At 56.2% G+C, this 18,766-nt stretch carries 10 protein-coding genes, 1 tRNA gene and 1 pseudogene; 7 read left to right on the top strand and 5 right to left on the bottom strand.

The window, feature by feature from the left end; all coding sequences use genetic code 11:
• Nucleotides 1–112 precede the first annotated feature (112 nt).
• The 4 genes from ABD997_RS06965 (at nt 113) to ABD997_RS06950 (ending at nt 4,125) form a co-directional block, all read left to right on the top strand.
• Nucleotides 113–994: a YDG/SRA domain-containing protein gene (locus tag ABD997_RS06965; protein ID WP_345316291.1), complete on the top strand. Its 882-nt coding sequence runs from the start codon at nt 113–115 to the stop codon at nt 992–994.
• A gap of 173 nt (nt 995–1,167) precedes the next feature.
• A complete protein-coding gene (locus ABD997_RS06960) occupies nt 1,168–2,055 on the top strand; it encodes a hypothetical protein (protein WP_345316290.1) in 888 nt (295 codons plus the stop codon).
• Nucleotides 2,056–2,137: 82 nt separating this feature from the next.
• The gene (locus ABD997_RS06955; RefSeq protein WP_345316289.1) at nt 2,138–2,377 is read left to right on the top strand and encodes a helix-turn-helix transcriptional regulator; all 240 of its coding nucleotides are present in this window, start codon (nt 2,138–2,140) and stop codon (nt 2,375–2,377) included.
• Nucleotides 2,374–4,125, top strand: a complete 1,752-nt coding sequence (locus tag ABD997_RS06950) for a replication endonuclease (RefSeq protein WP_345316288.1) — start codon at nt 2,374–2,376, stop codon at nt 4,123–4,125. The genes ABD997_RS06955 and ABD997_RS06950 overlap by 4 nt, the downstream gene beginning before the upstream one ends.
• A 371-nt stretch (nt 4,126–4,496) precedes the next feature.
• Here the strand turns inward: ABD997_RS06950 and drt2 are convergent, their stop codons facing one another.
• A complete protein-coding gene (gene drt2 / locus ABD997_RS06945; protein ID WP_345316287.1) occupies nt 4,497–5,783 on the bottom strand; it encodes an antiviral reverse transcriptase Drt2 in 1,287 nt (428 codons plus the stop codon).
• 549 nt (nt 5,784–6,332) lie between these two features.
• Here drt2 and ABD997_RS06940 point away from each other — a divergent pair.
• Nucleotides 6,333–6,902, top strand: a pseudogene (locus ABD997_RS06940) (tyrosine-type recombinase/integrase).
• A gap of 438 nt (nt 6,903–7,340) precedes the next feature.
• Here the strand turns inward: ABD997_RS06940 and ABD997_RS06935 are convergent.
• The 4 genes from ABD997_RS06935 to ABD997_RS06920 all read right to left on the bottom strand — a co-directional run bounded on the left by ABD997_RS06935 (nt 7,341) and on the right by ABD997_RS06920 (nt 10,565).
• Nucleotides 7,341–7,417, bottom strand: a tRNA-Ile gene (locus ABD997_RS06935).
• A 159-nt stretch (nt 7,418–7,576) separates the two neighbouring features.
• Nucleotides 7,577–7,870, bottom strand: coding sequence for a hypothetical protein (locus ABD997_RS06930; RefSeq protein ID WP_345316286.1), 294 nt, complete (start codon nt 7,868–7,870; stop codon nt 7,577–7,579).
• Nucleotides 7,871–7,889: 19 nt separating this feature from the next.
• Nucleotides 7,890–8,285 carry a hypothetical protein gene (locus tag ABD997_RS06925; protein WP_345316285.1) on the bottom strand — a complete coding sequence of 132 codons (396 nt, stop codon included), beginning with the start codon at nt 8,283–8,285 and terminating at the stop codon, nt 7,890–7,892.
• 174 nt (nt 8,286–8,459) lie between these two features.
• Complete coding sequence (locus ABD997_RS06920; protein ID WP_345316284.1) at nt 8,460–10,565, bottom strand: winged helix-turn-helix domain-containing protein; 2,106 nt, start codon at nt 10,563–10,565, stop codon at nt 8,460–8,462.
• Nucleotides 10,566–10,899: 334 nt separating this feature from the next.
• Between ABD997_RS06920 and ABD997_RS06915 the strand changes: the two genes are divergently transcribed.
• Entirely contained in the window at nt 10,900–14,508 is a 3,609-nt protein-coding gene (locus tag ABD997_RS06915) for a putative Ig domain-containing protein (protein WP_345316283.1), read from the top strand.
• A gap of 65 nt (nt 14,509–14,573) precedes the next feature.
• Nucleotides 14,574–18,452: a S8 family serine peptidase gene (locus ABD997_RS06910; protein WP_345316282.1), complete on the top strand. Its 3,879-nt coding sequence runs from the start codon at nt 14,574–14,576 to the stop codon at nt 18,450–18,452.
• Nucleotides 18,453–18,766: the final 314 nt, after the last annotated feature.

Here is an 18,766-nt window from a genome sequence, read left to right as displayed (position 1 = left end):
CACAGTACCTATTTCAAGATCCCCATGCGCTAAGCGCACCTAGTCCAGAGCACAAAGTTGCGCGGTCGATCTGATAGATTAGGGAGACCAGACCATTTAAAAGGATTTAGTCATGGCAAGACCCATCACATTTGGTGAGATTGAAGGAATTGAAGAGGGACATTGGTTCGCGGATCGCAAAGAGATGATGCCATCTTGCTTTCACCGAAATAGTGGATGGGGCGTTGATGGCAACGGCAAAGAGGGAGCCGCTGCTATTGCCTTATCTGGCGGCTATGAAGATGACGAAGACCACGGCGATGAGATCATCTATACCGGAGCCGGCGGTAACGATCCGGATACCAAGCGCCAAGTTAAGGACCAATCCTGGGAGCATCCAAGCAATGCTGGCCTTTTGACCAGTTGGGACCAAGGACTGCCAGTAAGAGTCGCTCGAGGACATAACCATAAATCATCTTCCTCACCAGAAAAGGGCTACAGCTACGCAGGCCTTTATTGCGTGGTGGATGCCTGGGAAGAACTGGGGAAAAGCGGCTTTAAGATTTGCCGCTTTCGTTTGATCTATTGCGGCAGCAATAGCGATAGAAAAACTCCAGAAAAAACCGAAATCGCCGGCAGCCCGGCAACTCCCGAGCGACGTGAAGGGACGGTGATGAGGATCGTTCGGGACACCGAGATCTCACTAGAGATTAAGCGGCTTTACAAAAACCACTGCCAAGTCTGTTGCATTGCTATACCAACGAAAACTGGAAGCTACTCCGAAGGGGCACACATCAGGCCGCTCGGCAGACCTCATAACGGCGATGACAGCAAAGACAACTTACTTTGCCTGTGCCCCAATCACCACGTGATGTTAGACCGAGGCAGCTTCTCGATTGATGACGACTTCAGCTTGCTCGGGCCCATATCAGGCAAACTTCGGGTTAACCCGCACCACGACATCAACGAAGACAACCTAAAGTACCACCGACAAATCCACGGGTATGAAAAGTAAAACCCCCAGAAAGAAACGATTGCCATGCCTCTAAGCCCCCAAGTTCAACCGCAATCTCAAGCATCTTAAGGGCTCATTCTGGCGTAAGTTTGGGTGACCGTGCCGGCTGTAGTAAGGTTGAGCGTAGCCCGCTTTAGGAGTGATTCAGCGGTTTGAAGAGGATCAGCGAACAGATGGAAAGACGCTTTTACCGACTCAATGAGATTAGTCAGGTCAGCGCATTAAGCGAAGGGGATCTGCTCGATCTGGTCGAGAGGGACGTGGTGTCACTCTGCGCTCGGGTCGAAGGCACCGAGTTTGCAGCAATGCTCAAAGCAAAAGATGGGGAATACGGGCTCGGCAATCTATTTCACTATCGTGGGATGATTTCCCTTCCAAATAGTGTGTCGGTCAAACTCATCAATGACGAAAAGGCGTCGTTGACCCGAGCCCTCATTTTGGAGCCAGAAGGTGTCAGCCAGTGGCGCAGCAATCAAGCTTTAGCTCAAGAACACCCGAAAATGAGCTTTAGCTACTGTGGGAACCTGAGCGTACTTCCCCAAAATCCATTTTGGGCCTTTACTTGCGTCCAAGCTCTACCAGACATGCATAGCATTATGAAAGGCTTTGAAACGATGACAGCAGCTTTGGCTGATCAGACTGTAGATCGTCTTGACGCTTTCAAAGCCATGACTCAAAAGCACCTCTCGACGGCCGCGTTAAATATTAAGCCCCATCAATTGCGCTTCGAGTTGGAGTCAATCAAAGCTCACCTGAGACACAACAGCGTAACGACCAAGCCCTTTGTGGCTCCCACAGAAACGCTGACACATCCGATAAAGCAGATTCTGGCGCGCATGCTTACAACCCAGCCGCATTTACGTTCTGACCGTCTATGGAACATGCTGCGCACGGAAGTAAACCAAGATGGGCCGCGAGAATATGACGTGGACTCTGTGATCTCAAACATGACCCATGATGATCTCAGCTGGTTTGGCCGTGACCGTAACAAAGAGAACACCGTCTCCTATGGCCGCTTTCAAAACCTGGTTTCTGAAGTACGTAAGGCCTTGAAAACTTAACTTCACGGATAGCTTAACGGCCAGCTTAACGTGAAGCTATCCTGCCATAGCGTGAACCCTGATGAACTTCAGGAGACACGTTATGGCACTGCACACCGAAACCAAGCGCGCCTTTACCGAGCAAGAAACCGCCCACTACATCGGCATGAGCCGCTCCTTCCTGCGCCAATCGCGTATGGAAGGCAACCGCAAACACCGCACCCCGGCGCCCCCCTTCATCAAAGTGGGCCGCGCAGTCCGTTACCTAAAGGAAGATCTGGATAGCTGGCTGGACAGCCAAGCCAAATTGACCCACCTACCCTGTGGCGAGGTGGCGTTATGAACCTGCAGTCCCCCTCATTCCCGTTAACGGCCCCCTCACCCGTTAACGAAACACGCAATTATCCTGAACAAATTCCTAAGAACACGCCCCCGTTAACGGGGCAGTTGCCCGTTAACGTAACGAGCACCGAGTACATCAAAGGCCGCCGAGTCGTTACCCAATTACAAGGTTTCAACCTCGTAACGGGACAACTGCTCGTTAACGTTGAATGGGACGACAGGGCCTTCGTTCTGGAGCAACTGAGAAAGTTTCCGAGCGATATTCAACGGCTGCTCATGCAAGGCTACCACCAGCACCCCACACAGCAGGAGAAAAACCGATATCTGCTCAGAACAGTTAAACAGATAGAAGGGACGTTAGGCTGTCCTGCTCATCGAAGCCTGTTTGAGTTCGATGAAGATCTGATAAAGCGCCAGGCCAACCAGCACAGCCTGTTCTGTTATGAAATGGCTCTGCGACTAGCCGAGGGCAGCCGAGAGCGCCTTGTGCGTGAAATTATCCGTTACGGCAAAGAACATGGGCTTCGTCTCTGCCCGCGAGGGGACGAAGTCGGGTTTATTGTGCGCGCCTGTGATCCCGAGTTGTGGCGACGTAAGCTCAGGCAGTCGATCCGACAAAACCGCGAATACCTCTACCGAACATTCAACCAGATCCATCGTTACCAGGGGATCTATTGCAGCGACTGGCAAGCCAAGAATCATCGCCAACGACGTAACAAGCAACAAGAGTTCCTCGACAACACCTTCATGATGAACGAGTTGGAGCAGGAGTTCAGTTTGGCTGAGTTGGCGCAAACCAGTACCGCCAACCCGGCCAATCGTAAAGTTGAACTTATGGTGCGAGTGCGGGGCTTCGAGGAACTGGCTGATGAAAACGATCATGTGGGCTATTTCATCACCCTGACCTGCCCGAGCCGCTTTCATCGCGCCTATGCAAAGACAGGTCAGCCCAACCCTAAATGGGATGGCTCAGACGTTCGTGATGCCCAAACCTACCTCAATCACGTATGGGCAAAGACCCGTTCAGCCTACGGCAAGAAGGGGATCCAGCCCTACGGCGTTCGTGTGGTGGAGCCGCAACACGATGGCACGCCACACTGGCACCTGCTGCTGTTCATGCCCAAAGAGCAAGCCCGAGAATTCATCCAGATCTTCCGTCACTACGCCCTGGAGATGGATGGCGACGAAAAAGGCGCAGCCAAGCGACGACTCGACGTAAAGGTGATCGACAAAGAGAAAGGCAGCGCAACGGGCTATATCGCCAAGTACATCTCCAAGAACATCGACGGTTCCGATCTCGACCAAGGCATCCACGGAGAGAATCCCATTGAAGCCGCCGAGCGAGTTCAGGCATGGGCTTCTACTTATCGGATCCGCCAGTTTCAGACCATTGGTGGTGCATCCGTCACGGTATGGCGAGAACTGCGCCGATTAAAACAAGCCTTATTGCCCAAAGGTTCGCAGTTGCAACGCATCTGGGAAGCCGCCAATAACGGCGACTGGAAAGGGTTTATTGATGGGATGGGCGGGATCCATCTGCCCAGAAACGAACGCCCTATCTCCCCGCTCTACCTCAACCCTATCGACGAGGAAAGCGGCTCCCCGAAACTCAACCGCTTTGAGGAACTCGCCAGCAAGGCTCTGAAGGGGATCCAATGGTGCGGCCAACGGTTTATCAGCCGCATCCACCAATGGCAGCGGATCGCCGCGCCCTCTGCGCTTTGCTCTAACTTGGAGTTCTGTGAATAACTGTACCGAGCTCCCTTATCAAACAGGATTTATCACAGAATGACATAGCCGCTATCGCCACAATACGGTCACCCGCGGCTTTGGCGAGGAAGAGTGCATTGTGCTCACAGCGGTCATAATCATAATCCCTCCGTATGACTGCTATCAGGCCGAAAGCAGTCGTTTTGTATCAGACAGTAGAGGGTATCCATGTGACCATGTGACCATGTTTACCCTGCACTAAGACGGCTTATAACTTGACTCACCAAGGATAAATTTATTAGTAGGGATAGAAGTCTAGTATAAATTGAAGCCTCCCTTCATTCTGAGAGGCGGAATGGTTACCACTGCAAGTTGAAGGAGTAATAAAGCGAACTTCAATAAAATATATTTCATTTCTCTTTCATTTCGTCCTGCAGTCTCTTCCAAAGGGGTTTGAGTTGTCTTTTTATCCCTTTGGAATTCATAGTTTTTGCTGACCGGTGGGCGTAAGTGATGAAGTTTCTATTGCCCAGGTGAGAGTACCGATCATACAACTTTTTCTTATATAAGCCTTTCGCTGGTAATCCTTTCTTCGCTCTTAAAGCATTAGCTTTCCGCATTGTTTTCTTTGCCAGCCTAACACCAGCCTTCATACGTCCTGAAAAACGTGCTAATGAAGCTGAACGTAACAATACTCTTTGACCATCAAAAATAAACCCTAAATACTGAAGTGGCTTATCACTTTGCTGTAAACCACCTTTGCACATGAAGTCTCTAATCTCAGTCTTATCTGAGTTTATCTCCAAGCGAATTTCTTTGATAAGTGCTTTGGCCTGCTCCTCAATACCGCTCCTCATCTCTGGATCAACAATAAAAAGCATGTCATCGCAGTATCTGAAGTAACGTCCTCCAGTCGGCTCGATGATATTTTTCATGCGCATATCGAAATCTAGCATATATATGTTAGACAATAATGCGCTAATTGGAGAGCCTTGAGGAATCCCCTTATTTCCAGTATGAGAAGTGATTAAACCTTTTGCTCTAACTCTATCTCTAAACTCTTTGGCATCGCATATCTTAAAACGATTATACTTAGGGTTTGAACTAGAAATTCCGAACTCATCAAACACTTCAACCTTATCAACTTTAGAATACTTTGTTATAGACTTGAAAACGTTATAGTGATCACTTGGAAGTTGCTCTAAGTCCAACAGTTGGCACCAAGCACTCTTCATTATTTGATGGTCAAGATTGTCGAAGAAACCAGTAATATCTAAAGCAACGGCAGAGCATGTGCCTCTACTAGATATGTCACTAAACGCCTCATGTGCAAAGTCAATATTACTTTTACCTAATGAGCGAAATGCTAATACAGTGTCGGACAAACCATGTTTCTCAAGCTTTTCCTCATACTTAGCTGATAACAAAAATGCATAATAGGCGTATACATGAGAGTCTAAGTGAGCCGCATAAGCTATTGGTCGCTTTTTATATTTCTTTCTAACCACTTCCTTCTCGTCAGAATAAACCTTGAGCGATTCAATATCATAATTGATGAATGGATAGAATGAATGTTTGGAAACTTTTTCAGGCCTGCTTACTAGCAGCTTTGCTGTCTCGTACCCTACAGGTGAATCAAAATGGAGATATCCACGCTGACGAAACCATGGGTGCTTCTTTTTATTCAAGATACTCACTCATTTTTCTTGTGGGTGCAAAACCTGAGGGGGCAAGGACTGTGACCCTCCAAGAACCCCCCTCAGGCTTAACAAACGTATTTCAATACGCATCGTGGTACGCAGGCGCACCGAGCCACATATGTCAGATATGTTATACAATATCATCGTTACAGGAGTATCCGGTATGAACCCATCAACTCACTGCGGCTGCTTCGGTAGCCTCGTCGCCTCTGTTGGCTTCAAGATTATCCTTGACAGCTTGTGACACTCCCCACCCCCAATTGAAATGGGCCTTACTAAGGTACGATCGAATGCTTCTCTTTTCAATAGGTTAGACGAGTCACTCGTATTAATTATGTGAAAATGAACAAAACCTAGATATGTTCAAGTGTCCGACTCAACCAACTACGTATGAAGTACCCATACTGCCATAGACGTAGAACGACTGCTTTAGGGCGGGTAGCGGGCGCTTTCAAGCAAAACCAAAACGACCGTTCCTAACCGTTAAGCGACCGAGATGGGTCCCTTCCCATACTGGTAGTTCCTATCCAACAAAGGAGCTGTCGCATGCATGACAAGAATCCAACCCCGCGCCAGGAACCCTGGAACAAGGGAAAGCTCGTTGGGCAGAAGCAACCGCTGAAGCTTGAGGAAATTTGGGCAATCCGGATCCGCCTGGAACTTGAAAGCGCAGTCATGGACCTAGCACTGTTCAACCTCGCTATCGACAGTAAGCTCCGAGCTTGTGACCTTGTCACGCTCCGGGCTAGAGATATCGCTATCGGGGGCGCTGCAGAGTTCAGGGCGTCTATCGCCTAGCAAAAGACCGGAAGGCCTGTTGAGTTTGAACTGACACTCAAAACTCGCCAGCCAGTAGACGCCTGGATATATCAAGAGTACCTAAGCGATGACGACTTCCTGTTCATAAGTCGCTTGGGCACGCCGAAGCACCTGTCTACGAGGCAATATGGTAGGAAAGTCCGGTCATGGATCTTAAGCATTGACTTGGAGCCCAATGCTTAAGGCACGCATTCTATAAGTCGAACAAAGGCATCTTTGATCTACAAGCGCACAAAGAACTTGCGGGCTGTGCAACTGCTGCTTGGTCATAGCAAGCTGGAAAGTACCATTCGCTAACCGGGCATCGAAGTTGAAGATGCGCTTGAGTTGGCGGAGAAGACCAACGTTTAGCTGCATGGCCGGCAGCGGCGTTGGTCGCAGTCGGCACGAAAGCAGACCGAAGCAGGTTTATGACCAACGTCGCCTTTGAGCACAAACCAGTCATAATGCCCAGACGCTGGATGTCTCTCCCTGGCCGATAGCGCCCTTGTGTATCTGACTAATGAATGACTTTTTCTGACGCCATTCCAGACTTTCAAAGTGCAGTATTGTCAGCACTACACCGCAAGACTAAGTGGCTTTCGTAGGGAGTAAGGAACCTGATAGCTTCCACAGCACCCGAGTACATCCTTAGAAGTGCTCTATGAAGTCAGCAATCTGCTACATATGTGCTACACAGAGAAGATGGATACAAAAAAGGTTAGCGACCACTACGGCGCTAACCTTTGATATACATGGTGGCCCCTGAGGGACTTGAACCCGCGACCAAGCGATTATGAGTCGCCTGCTCTAACCAACTGAGCTAAGGGGCCTGAAACTGTGTGTCTGGCTGGATACCAAACTGAGCCAAGGAGTATACCCAGCGGCTCATGGGCTGTCATCCGTTCTGCACCCTGCTTGGGGCATCAAGTGGTTCAAACGGCGAATAATTCATCACTGAGTATCCGTCTTTTCGGCAATAAGGAGCCGGGTCAGATGGCACCTTTATCCATGAGGTAGACTGCGGGCACGGTGAACAGCAGGATCCAGAAGATAAGCACCACCAGATGGGTCCAGGCTGCGCGCCAGAGACTGAAGCGATGTGCTTCGGCCAGGTTGGCCACCGCCAGGACCATGGACCAGATGGCGAAGATCCCCTGCAGCACACTGATAAGCACCATCACCGCACTTTGCCACCAGTTGCCCTGCGTGAGTCTCTCCGGCTCAAACAGCGCGTCGAGACCAAAAAGCATCACCAGGACCAACAGCAGTGGCAGGCCCAACACGGTTGGGATCGCGACCAGATCATGCCGATGACGATGCTGCGTGAGTCTCCGGTACCGCCAAACCAACTCCCCACCCAGCGATAGATAACGCCAAACAGCCGGGTAAAGCCCCGGTGATCAACACCGCAACGGGCAAGGCAACCACCAACCCGACCAACATTGCAGCGTCCATCTCGACCGGCAGGTCCCCAAGCGAGGCGAGGATCCCAACCACCACCGAAAGCACCAGGATGAGCCAGAAGTGTCGTGATGGCGTGGGGCTGTCGAGTACCGCCCGAAGCGTTCGGCGCGGCTCCAGCATCATCGAGAGCCAGGACTGGCTGGGAAAGGAGGTTGTTTGGGGCTGAGGCTCACCGAGTTCCAGATGTTCAGTCTGGTGATCGTGCTGCTGCGCGATTCTATCTTGCTCTACCATTGGCACTTCCTTGTCTGTGTCTATTTATCGGAGCGGGCTCGAATGCAGGAATCTTGCTCCCGGATCCCCCCCCAACCACTTCCGCTAGCGACTCCACCCTAACAGTCTTAACCCGCTTGTCGTAGTGAAAAAGTGGTTCGCTAAGCGAAATGCGGGATTGAAAGGGATAGGCGGTCAGAGCGAGTCAGAGCGTGGAGAGATGGCAAGAATGTTGGCTTCCTGGCGGCCGAGGCGGGTCAGCATGATCCGGCCCTGCCCATCCATGGAGAGGCTGCGATTGATCTTGATGCTGCCACGCTCGAACGATCCAATGACCTTGTAAGCGTCACTGCCCGACTCATCAGGCTCCCAACGCACCAGTTGATCGGCGTCGGTATGACGCCGCAGATAGACCACCTCGTTGCCCTGCAACGTCCAGTTGCCCCAGTCATTGCTGGCCAGGTCGAGGATCACCCGCTCACTCTCCCCAGTCGGTGCCTTTCGCCACAGGCCAGACTCGTTGGGACGGCTGTAGTACAGGTCGCCCTTCCCATCTTCCTGGGCATAAACTCCGCCATCCTCCGTCAGTTGGCTGAGCTGACCGGAGATGAGATCCAGTCGCCAAATCTGCCACGCTCCGCTACGGGTGCTGGAGATAAGCAGGCTCTTTCCGTCCGCACTCCAATAAGGGTTGCGATACTGATGGCCATCCTGCAGCAGGATCTTGCGCTGGTTCTCCTCCAGGTTAAACATCACCAGTTGCGAGCCCACGCCTTCGGGGCGGGCCAGGGTGACCACCAGGCGATCTCCATCCGGCGACCAGGCAGGGAGATCGCGTACCCCCTCCCTCTGTGTCAGGGGGCGGGCAGCACGACCATCTTTCTGGGCCACCCAGATCTCGAAACGGCCGGTTCGGTTGGAGAGAAACGCGAGACGCTGACCATCCGGTGACAGGGTGCCGTAGAGATCCCGCCCCGCGGACGAGATCGCTTTTTCCATCTGGCCATTCCAACCCTGCAGGTACTCCAGGGCAGCGTGGCGAACGTAGGCGTAGTGGTCCTGCTCCGCCAGGGCAACGATATTGAAGGGGGTTTGATCCCGATGCAGCGGGCGCAGATGCCCCTCATCCACAAAGAGCTGCCACAAGCTGTGGCCACCATCACGCATCGAGTTGAAGACGATGCTTTGGTCATCGCGGCTCCAGGAAAGGCCATGGATGGAGGCCTCATCCCAGGTCAGACGGGTGGCTTCTCCTTCGGTAGCGATGCGGTACAGGTCTGCCCGGAAGCCACCGAGAAAACGCACAAACGCCAGCTCATCACGGCCGTGAGCCCAAACCAACTGATTGTCCCACTGGCCACTCTCCGGCTCGCTGATCTGACGGCGCTCGTGGGTTTCCAGGTCATACAGGAAGACCACTGTCTGCTCCGAATTTGGCGCCTTGTCAATCATTGCTAGGTAACGCCCGGACGGTGACCAGTCCAATACCCTGTGGAAGCGGGGCTGCACGCAGGTGGTGATTCTGTGCTCCTCCAGGGTCGCCAGCGTTTTGATCCACACATCACAGCGTCCCGTGGGGTCCAGCCTGACGAACGCGATTTTTTTGCCATCCGGGGACCAGGTCGGGCTGGACTCGGAGTATTCACTGAAGCTGATCTGCCGCAGCGAGGCTTCCGGGCGGATAAGATCCTGAATAAAGATGCGGGCTGGCTCGTTGGCACGCTCCCACATGAAGGCCAGGTAGCGGCCGTCCGGGGAGAGTGTGGGCGTCTCTTCAACCCCATCGAGGTAAGTCAGGGGGACGGGCTGGCCATAACTGATGGCCTTGGGCAGGGATTGAGTTTTTGGCCACCACTGCCAGGCCGCCACTGCCAGCAATAACGCGAGCGTCAGGATGGCCACCGGCCAGTGAGGGAAATCGAAGCGGTTAGGTTGGGATTGGGTCGGTTCGGGCTCAGAGCCTGCTTCCGGCTCGGGCAAAGTCACCGGCAGCAGCAGCTGGTAGCCGGTTTTAGCGATGGTGCGTATCACCTCAGACTCGCCGTCCGCGAGCAGTTTGCGCAACTGGTAAATGGCGTTGGTGATGCCTCGACTGCCCACCGCCACATTCCCCTGCCATATCTCATCGATCAGTCTCTGGCGTGCCACCGTCTGTCCCGGCGACTGCACCAGATAAAGCAGCACTTCGAATACCTTGGGTGGCAGTGTTTCGACTCGACGCCCCTGCGGCGTCTCCAGTTCAAGGCGTAACTCGGCGGGAAAGATCCGCCAGGAACCGGCCCGGTACTCCTCATTTTTCATCGACGCGACATCTCAATTTTTTATTGTTCTTGTTATAGGAATCACAAATACCACATTTTCATGCCAGAGCGCTAACTCGGCTTGACCAGCCATGTACCCGTTCTGCGCCATGACCCGGCGAAAACAATTTACATAAATCACTGATTAGAAACAACATGATAAAAAAATGACATTAAGATGAGCGCAACATGACAGCCACATTCTTCCCTTAATTCCCCCCTTTGGGTATCAACGATGCTGGTCGAACTTGCGTCGACCAGCCACACGAACAAGACCCGGTGCAATAGCCAAAATAACAGCGCCGCCGAAGCTCAACCCAAAAAGGAATCAAGGGATGAATCAAGATACTTTCACGCTCTCCAGACTGGCACTCTGTGTCGGCCTAGCCATCTCTCCGGCAGCGGCCACGGCGGCTCAGCCGACCGACCAGTTGAATGTGGTCTCCGCCCCACAGACTCAGCAGGCCGACAGCTATGTTATCTCCCTGCGGACACCGGCAGCCTGGGAGAAGGGGGGCGACCTCAACACTGCCCAAAAGGCACAGGAAAACCTGCTCAAGCACATCCGCAGCCTCGATGGCAACGCCAAGCTGCTGGCCAGCAGCACTAAGCTGATCAACACCATGGAACTGGCCCTGAGTGCCAAAGCTCTGGAAACGTTGAAGCAACACCCGGAAGTGGCAGCGATTCACGTGCCGCAACAGCCTACTCTGGAGGTCGCCAATCAGAATCTGGCCCTTCAGAGCGTCAGCGCCGACCTGCTGGCCAAGGCCTACAGCACCGCCGCCCCTGCCCTATCCAGTGACGAGAACGCCGGTGCCGGTGTTACCATCGCCATCCTCTCCACCGGTATCGACTACACCCACAAAGCCCTGGGTGGTGACGGCACCGCCGAAAGCTACGCCCTGGCCAGGGAGAATGCCGGTGCGCCCTTCGACGGCTTCCCGACAGAGGTCGTCGTTGGTGGCCTGGACGTCTCCCCCGAACAGGGCTGGGGCAAAGACCTCAACCCTCTGGACCAGAATGACGAGTACATTGACCGGGCCGGTAACGCCTACCCCACCGGACGTGGGACCATGCTGGCTTCTCTGGTCCGTCAGCACGCCCCGGGCGCCAAGCTGATGGCCTACAAGGTGGCAGGCATGACCGACTGGGGGCGCCCGAGCTACCCCTCTCAACCCCAGATCGCTGAGGCGATGGAGCACGCGGTCGAGAGCGGCGCCGACATCATCATCATCGATAACTACCTCTATGGCGGCCACTTCGCCGCCTACTTCGACCCGGCCGACGGCCAGTCTTCCGGGTCCCAGGGTGACATCAGCATGATCAACGCCGCCGCCGCCAAAGGCGCCCTGGTGGTCACCACTGCGGGTTACTTCGGCCAGTTCCCCTCCAAGTACAACATCGGCACCCTGGGTGCCGCCGCTGATGCCCTTACCGTGGGTGGTGTCGACGCCAGCGGTGACCTGCTGATGACCTCCGAGTGGACCCCCCACGGCCCGGTTCGCGGCATTGGCACCCTCAAGCCCGACGTGGTGAGCTACAACGCCGAGATGGAAGTGGCCCGGGTCGGTGCAGGTGACGCTACCCTGGTCGACTCCATGCCCGACTTCGCGGTTGCCCGCATTGCGGCTGCCGCAGCCATCGTCAAGGGCGCTCGTGACGGTCTCTCCAGCATCGAGGTGAAAGCCCTGCTGGCCAACACCGCTTCCCACAACATTCAGCGTGGTGACAGCGGCCAGAACGCCAGCGTCACTCAGATCGGGAGCGGTGTGGAAAACATCGATGCCGCCATGAACTCGCCGCTGGTGGTTTGGGAGAAGAACAGCTACCAGCCGAGCCTGAAGTTCGGGATCCTCGAGGTCGATGGCGTTCACCGCATCACCAAGCAGATCACCCTGCGCAACCTCAGCGACGAAGTACAAACCTACTCCCTGGCGGCCAATGTGGCGGAACACCACGCTGAAACCACCGGTTTCCGCTGGGAGTTGCCCGCCTCTGTTACCATCCCCGCCAACCAAAGCATCTCCGTTCCCGTGGTTCTGGAACTGAACTCCGCCGAACTGCCGGCATTGGGTCTGGTTGAGACTGACGACTACGGCATCGAGAGCTGGGAGCGTGCCGAGATCAGCGGGTACCTGACCCTGACCAGCGGCGACAAGCCGGCGCTGAACCTGGGTTGGGCCGTAATGCCTCGGGCCAAAGGCAGCATCAAGCGCAACTTCGAAACCTATGCCGAGGTGTTCTCCTGGGATCACCCCAAACCTCTGCCCTGGATCGGTACCAATGAGGCGCGTAAGCAGTCCTTCACCAATACCGGCGACCAGCCCATGAAAGTGGCTGCCCTGCCGGTGATGCACAGCCGCGTTACCCGCCCCGAGGACAAGACGGACACCAACAACCTGCTTAAGCACGTGGGCAGCGCCGTGGTTCCGGAAGCTTTGTGTAGCTCCGGCAACAAGCTGGTGATGGGGATAAACCTGCATCAGCCGGCCACCATCGCCGTCGCCAACTACTTCGAGCGGGGCGACCAGTTGGCCCATTTCAAGATCCTGACTCCGGAAGCGGTCGCCGCCTACGGTTACGACAAAGCGCTCGATTACATGTCCGACTACCTGCAGGACAGCGACTATGTGACCACCGCACGCATCACCCTGGACTGGGATGGCAAGCCACAGACTGTCTATACCGATCACGGCATGGAGTATGACTGGAACAACCCCCAGGCTCGCCTGAAGACATCCCAGCTGCCCACCTACTTTGCCGCCGAAAGCAGCACCGTGGTCAGCCAGATCTGTCTGGAGAACCTCTACCACCACGAGATCGCCAGCATCGACGACTTTGATGCCAATCTCGGCTTTACATTCAGCACCGATCGCGATGCCATCCCGGATATTGGCGAGCCGATCATCCAGTTCAACCCGGTGAAGAAGGGGACGGATTACTCCAGCACCTACTCTTACAACCACTGGGAAACAGGCGAGCTCATCACTGTTATTGAATACTATTTCGGTACCGCCGACGTACGCTTCAACTCCGTCGACGCCGAAGGGGTCGAGGGCGATGAGTGGACTTGGAGCATGGAGCTGGCCCCGGGTGAAACCGCCATGCTGTGGGCCAACAAGGATGGCTGGTGCGGCGGCGGCGGCATTGGCCCCGTTTCCACCCAGAGTGCCATTGAGGGTAGCTGTAAGACGGCCGATTTCATGCTGATGGATCTCAACTCCGACTTCACCCTGGTGGCTCCGTCCACTCTGCAGCACAGCTTTTTGGCCAATGTGGTGCCCGGCCAGCGCTTCGAAGTGGCAGAGGACGCCGCCGCAGGGTCGGTCATCGGGAAGGTCGAGGTCAGCATACCCGGGTTCTTCGGTATCGGTGCCTATGACGAAAACGACTGGACCCCCTTCGAGATCTCCCTGGCCGGTGCCATTCCAGGCAACCCGGTAGAGATCGCCAAGGACGGTACCATCACCGTGACTAACCCGGACGCTCTGGACTTTGAGAACGGCACCTCCCTGACTCTGCGTGTCACCACCTCCCAGGGGGATGATGTCGGCACCATCGAAGAGGTGGTCATTAACATCCTCAATGTCAACGACACTGCCCCCATCCAGCATGGTCCCCTGCCCAGCATCAAGGTGATGCAGGGTGATGAAGTGGCTGTCTCCCTGGCGGGCCTGTTCACCGACCCGGATGGCGATCGCGTCGATGTTCGTGTCGAAGGGCTGCCGCAAGGTCTCTCCTTCAACACCGGCAACCACCTGATCTCCGGTGCACCGAAGGAGAGCGGCGAGTTCACCGCTACCGTCACCGCCAGCGATGGTGAGCACGTTATCACCGGCACCATGACCGTGATGGTCGAAGCTCGGCCGAGCAACAGCAGCGGAAGCCTGGGCTTTGGCCTGCCGCTGCTGGCCTGGTTGATGTTCCGTCGTCGTAAGTAAGCAAAACCTCTGGGAAGCCGGCTTGCCGGCTTCCCATCCTAACCATAATTAGAAGGAGTCAGGTTGTGTTAAGACTCACCCTGCTAGCCACCTTAGTGGCCTCAACGACCGCCGTTGCCAATGACGGTCTTGCCCCTTACCAGGCGAATCCGATTACCCCACTCTCCCCGACCGCCCTGAAAAGCAGCATCTGGGATATCTCAAACCTCTATTACATCCAGTTCCCGGAAGCTCCCCTGGCTACCGCCGCGCAGTCACTGCAGCAGGTCGGTATCCAGTCGATGCACAATGCCGGTGGCCGACTGAACGTGAAAGCGCCCGCCAGCCAGCTTTACCTCAACCGCATCGCCAAGCAGCGCAAATCGATCCAAGCCCAGCTCAACGCCAAACTCGGCCGCTCGCTTCAGTTTGAGCAGGAGTACGGCATCGTGCTGAACGCCGCCACCGTGCGTCTGAGCCCCGCTGAAGCGGAGCGCCTGCGCAGCGACAAGTCGATCCTGCGGGTGGAAAAGGTGAAGATGCACCAGCTGCACACCGATGCCGGCCCGGGTTTCATCGGCGCCGACCATTTGTGGGACGGCTCCTGGGACATGAGCGGTACTGACATCGGCACCAAGGGTGAGGGGGTCATTGTCGGTATCATCGATACCGGTATCGACGCCGACCACCCCTCCTTTACCGCCCAGGCCAGCGATGGCTATGCGCACACCAACCCCCTTGGCAGTGGCACCTACGTCCCCAACCCGCTCCCCGTAACCGACCCGGAAGCGGTACAGAACCCGCTGCTCAACAGCTGTCTCGAGTACGACTGGATCTGTAACGACAAGCTGATTGGGGTGATGTATCACCCGGAGGTGCCGGATTACTTCCCCAGCACCATCAGCGAAAACTTCCAGCATCCTAACCGCGCCGAGATCATCAGCACCGGCTGGGATTTCCATGGCCACGGCACCCACGTTGCGGCCACCGCCGCCGGTAACCCGGTGGAAAATGTCCCAATCACCAACGACCTGGGTGATGAAGCCCAGTTCCGCACGCCGCTGATCAGTGGTGTGGCTCCCCGTGCCAACATCATCTCCTACCAGTCCTGTCTGCCCTACTCGGATAATCCCACCTACGGTGGCTGCTTCCCCAACGTGGCGATCTACGCCCTGGAGCACGCCATCGAAAACGGCGTGGACGTGATCAACTACTCCGTCGGCGGCGGTGCAAACAGCCCCTGGAATACACTCGACTCTCTGGCGTTCCTCAACGCCCGGGTAGCCGGTCTGCACATCGCCACCGCCGCCGGTAACGCCGGTCCCACTGCCGGTACCGTCGGCTCACCGGGTAACGCCCCCTGGATCACCACCGTCGCGGCCTATACCCATGACCGTGGTTACACCGACAAGCAGCTCAGCGGCTTCGAAGGCGGCGACAGCACCCCGGCACCGCTGGACGGTAAAGGCGCCACCTACGCCTACACCGGCGACATCGTCGACGCGGCTGCCTTTGGTGATTCAAAATGCAACACCCCCTTCTCCGCAGACACCTTTAACGGCGAGATCGTGCTCTGCCGTCGTGGCGACATCGCCCGGGTAGAAAAGGGGTCTAACGTCCTTGCCGGTGGCGCCGGCGGTATGATCCTGATCAATACCGACACCGCCATCGACAACGTGGTGGCAGATCTTCACGTCCTACCTGCCATTCAGCTGAACAAAGCCAACGGCGACATCCTGCTGGATTGGCTGGCCAGTGGTGAGGGCCATCGTGCCACCATCGAAGCCGCCACCCAGACCAAGAATCCCGAGAACGGCGATATGGCCGGCTTCTTCACCTCCCGTGGCCCCGGTATTCCGTTTGCCAGCACGATCTCTCCGGACCTGGCAGCGCCCGGTGTCGACATCCTGGCCGCCCACACCACAGAGTGGCCCTACTCCGACACCACCCCGCCGGAGTTTAGCCTGATGAGCGGTACCTCCATGGCCAGCCCCCACGTGGCCGGAGCCCTGGCGCTGATCACCAAGCTGCGCCCGGAGTGGACGCCGGCCGAAGTTCAGTCTGTCCTGATGAGCACCGCCAAGACTCAGACCTATACCGACGACGACTTCGACGGCGTGAAAATCCCCTCCACCCCGTTCGATGCCGGTACCGGTCGGGTACAGCTGGAGCAAGCGGTCAACGCCGGCCTGCTGATGAACATCACAGAGGCCGAGTACCTGGCGGCGGATCCCGCGCTGGACGGTGACCCAAGCAGCCTCAACCTGCCCTCCATGGCCGGTGTGGACTGCCTCATCGCCTGCGAATGGACCCGTACCGTCGAAGCCACCGTCGATGGCACCTGGACCACCTCCTATGAGGTCCAGACTGAGGGAGTGACCCTGAACATCAGCCCCGTCAGCTTCACCCTGGCCGCGGGTGAAACCCAGGAGCTCACCATCACCGCCACCGCGGGCTCTGCGTTCGCGTCCGAGTGGGGATTTGGTCGTGTGCTGCTCAACCATGACGGCGCCGCACCGATGCAACACCTGACGGTTGCCGCCCAGTTCATCGGCGGTACCGGCCCGGGGATCGAAAACGGCCGTGAGATCTTCACTGCCCACCGCGACGCCGACAGCCACACCCTGTCCGGCTTTGTCAGCATCGGCTCCGATGACCTGCAACTGACTCCTTACGGCCTGGCGGAAGTGGAGGTATTTGAAGGGCAAACCCTCTCGGATCCTGAAGCGATAACCATCGTTCGCAATCCGGACACCTACTTCGCGGTGCCCGTGACCGTCACCAGTGATACCAAGATGTTCGGTGGCTGGATCAGCGAAGCCGAGGCGCCGGATATGGACATGTTCATCGTCCTCGATGCCGATCTCAACGGTAAGCCCAGCATGCAGGAGATCCACAACGCCTTCTGCGTCAGCGGCGCCGAGCACAGCGACGAGTCCTGCGCCCTGATGAACCCGGCTCCGGGCAGCTACCTGATCGTGATCCACAACTACCAGGGCACCGAGCCCTATGTCTGGAACAGCCACAGCTTGTCCGTGGTCAACGTGAAGAAGTCCACCAACAGCTTCACTCTGGAAGCACCGGCAACCGTTGGCGCCGCAGAGGAGTTCGATGTCACCATCCACTGGAACCAGGAGATGGAGGAAGGCAAGAGCTACCTGGGGATGTTCGATGTGGGAACCCACGCCGACCTGCCCACCAACATCGGTACCGTGGTCTTTGAGATCCAGCGTGGTGAGAGCGATGTCAGCCTGAGTGTCGACAGCACCAGCGTCAAAGCGGGTGACTCGATTGGCTATGGCATCGAGCTGATGGCCAACAACAGCGGCGCCGAGCGGGTTTACACCCTGAGCACCACGGTTCCGGCACCCTTCAGCGTACTCAGTGCCGAAGGGGGTCAGATCGACGGCAACACCGTGACCTGGAGCGTGACCCAGGAAGCGGCCGCGATGGCACAATCTCTGGGCCTGGTGGTCGGCACGGATGCTGTCGTCAGCACGACCGATTTTGTCCTGGAGCTCCAGCACAGCGTCAGCACCGTAGAGGATGTCACCCTGACCCTCAAAGCGGATAGCGTCGCGGTCGCAGGCCGCCCCATGGCGATGATCAACGGGGAAACGGCTCCGGTGTTTGAGCTACAAACCCCGGCAACCCTCTCCCTGAGCGGGGAGCAGAGCCAAGGCGAAGAGGGTGAGACCCTGAGCTACCAGTGGCGCCAGGTCTCTGGGCCGACCCTGACCCTCACCGGCAGCGACAGCGTCGACCTGACCGTGGAGGCCCCTGGCCTCAGCGCAGCTGCCACTGCCGTGATTGAGTTGGTGGTTACTACCGAGAGCGGCACCAGCCTGCCGGTTACTGCCACCCTGAAGCTGGCAGCTAAGCCACAGAGTGGCGGCAGCAGCGGCGGTAGCTTGGGCTACTTTGCCCTGCTGTTGCTGGCCGGTGCCCTGGGGCGCCGCCGTTAATCGCGACTTTTCAGCATGATGCAAAGGCGCCCTTCGGGGCGCTTTTTTGTTATCCAGATCCTTGTGATGACCCCGAGCCTCTTTTGGGCCTATCCCTTTCCGTTGTGCTTCGCTGCACTCAGCACAACCTACTCATCACCACCACTCGCAGGCTGGTGCCGCGCATCGCCAAGCCCCGCTTTATCCTGCCTCTCCATTTCGGCCCCTGCGCTTAGCTGCACTCAGCACAACCTACTCATCACCACCACTCGCAGACTAGTGCCGCGCATCGCCAGACCCAGGGTTTATCCTGCCTCTCCATTTCGGCCCGTGCG

Origin of the sequence: Ferrimonas gelatinilytica (assembly GCF_039544205.1) — a bacterium.
Classification (GTDB): Bacteria; Pseudomonadota; Gammaproteobacteria; order Enterobacterales; family Shewanellaceae; genus Ferrimonas; species Ferrimonas gelatinilytica.
Note: the sequence above shows the minus strand (reverse complement) of the source record. Positions and strands in the feature narration are given on the sequence as shown.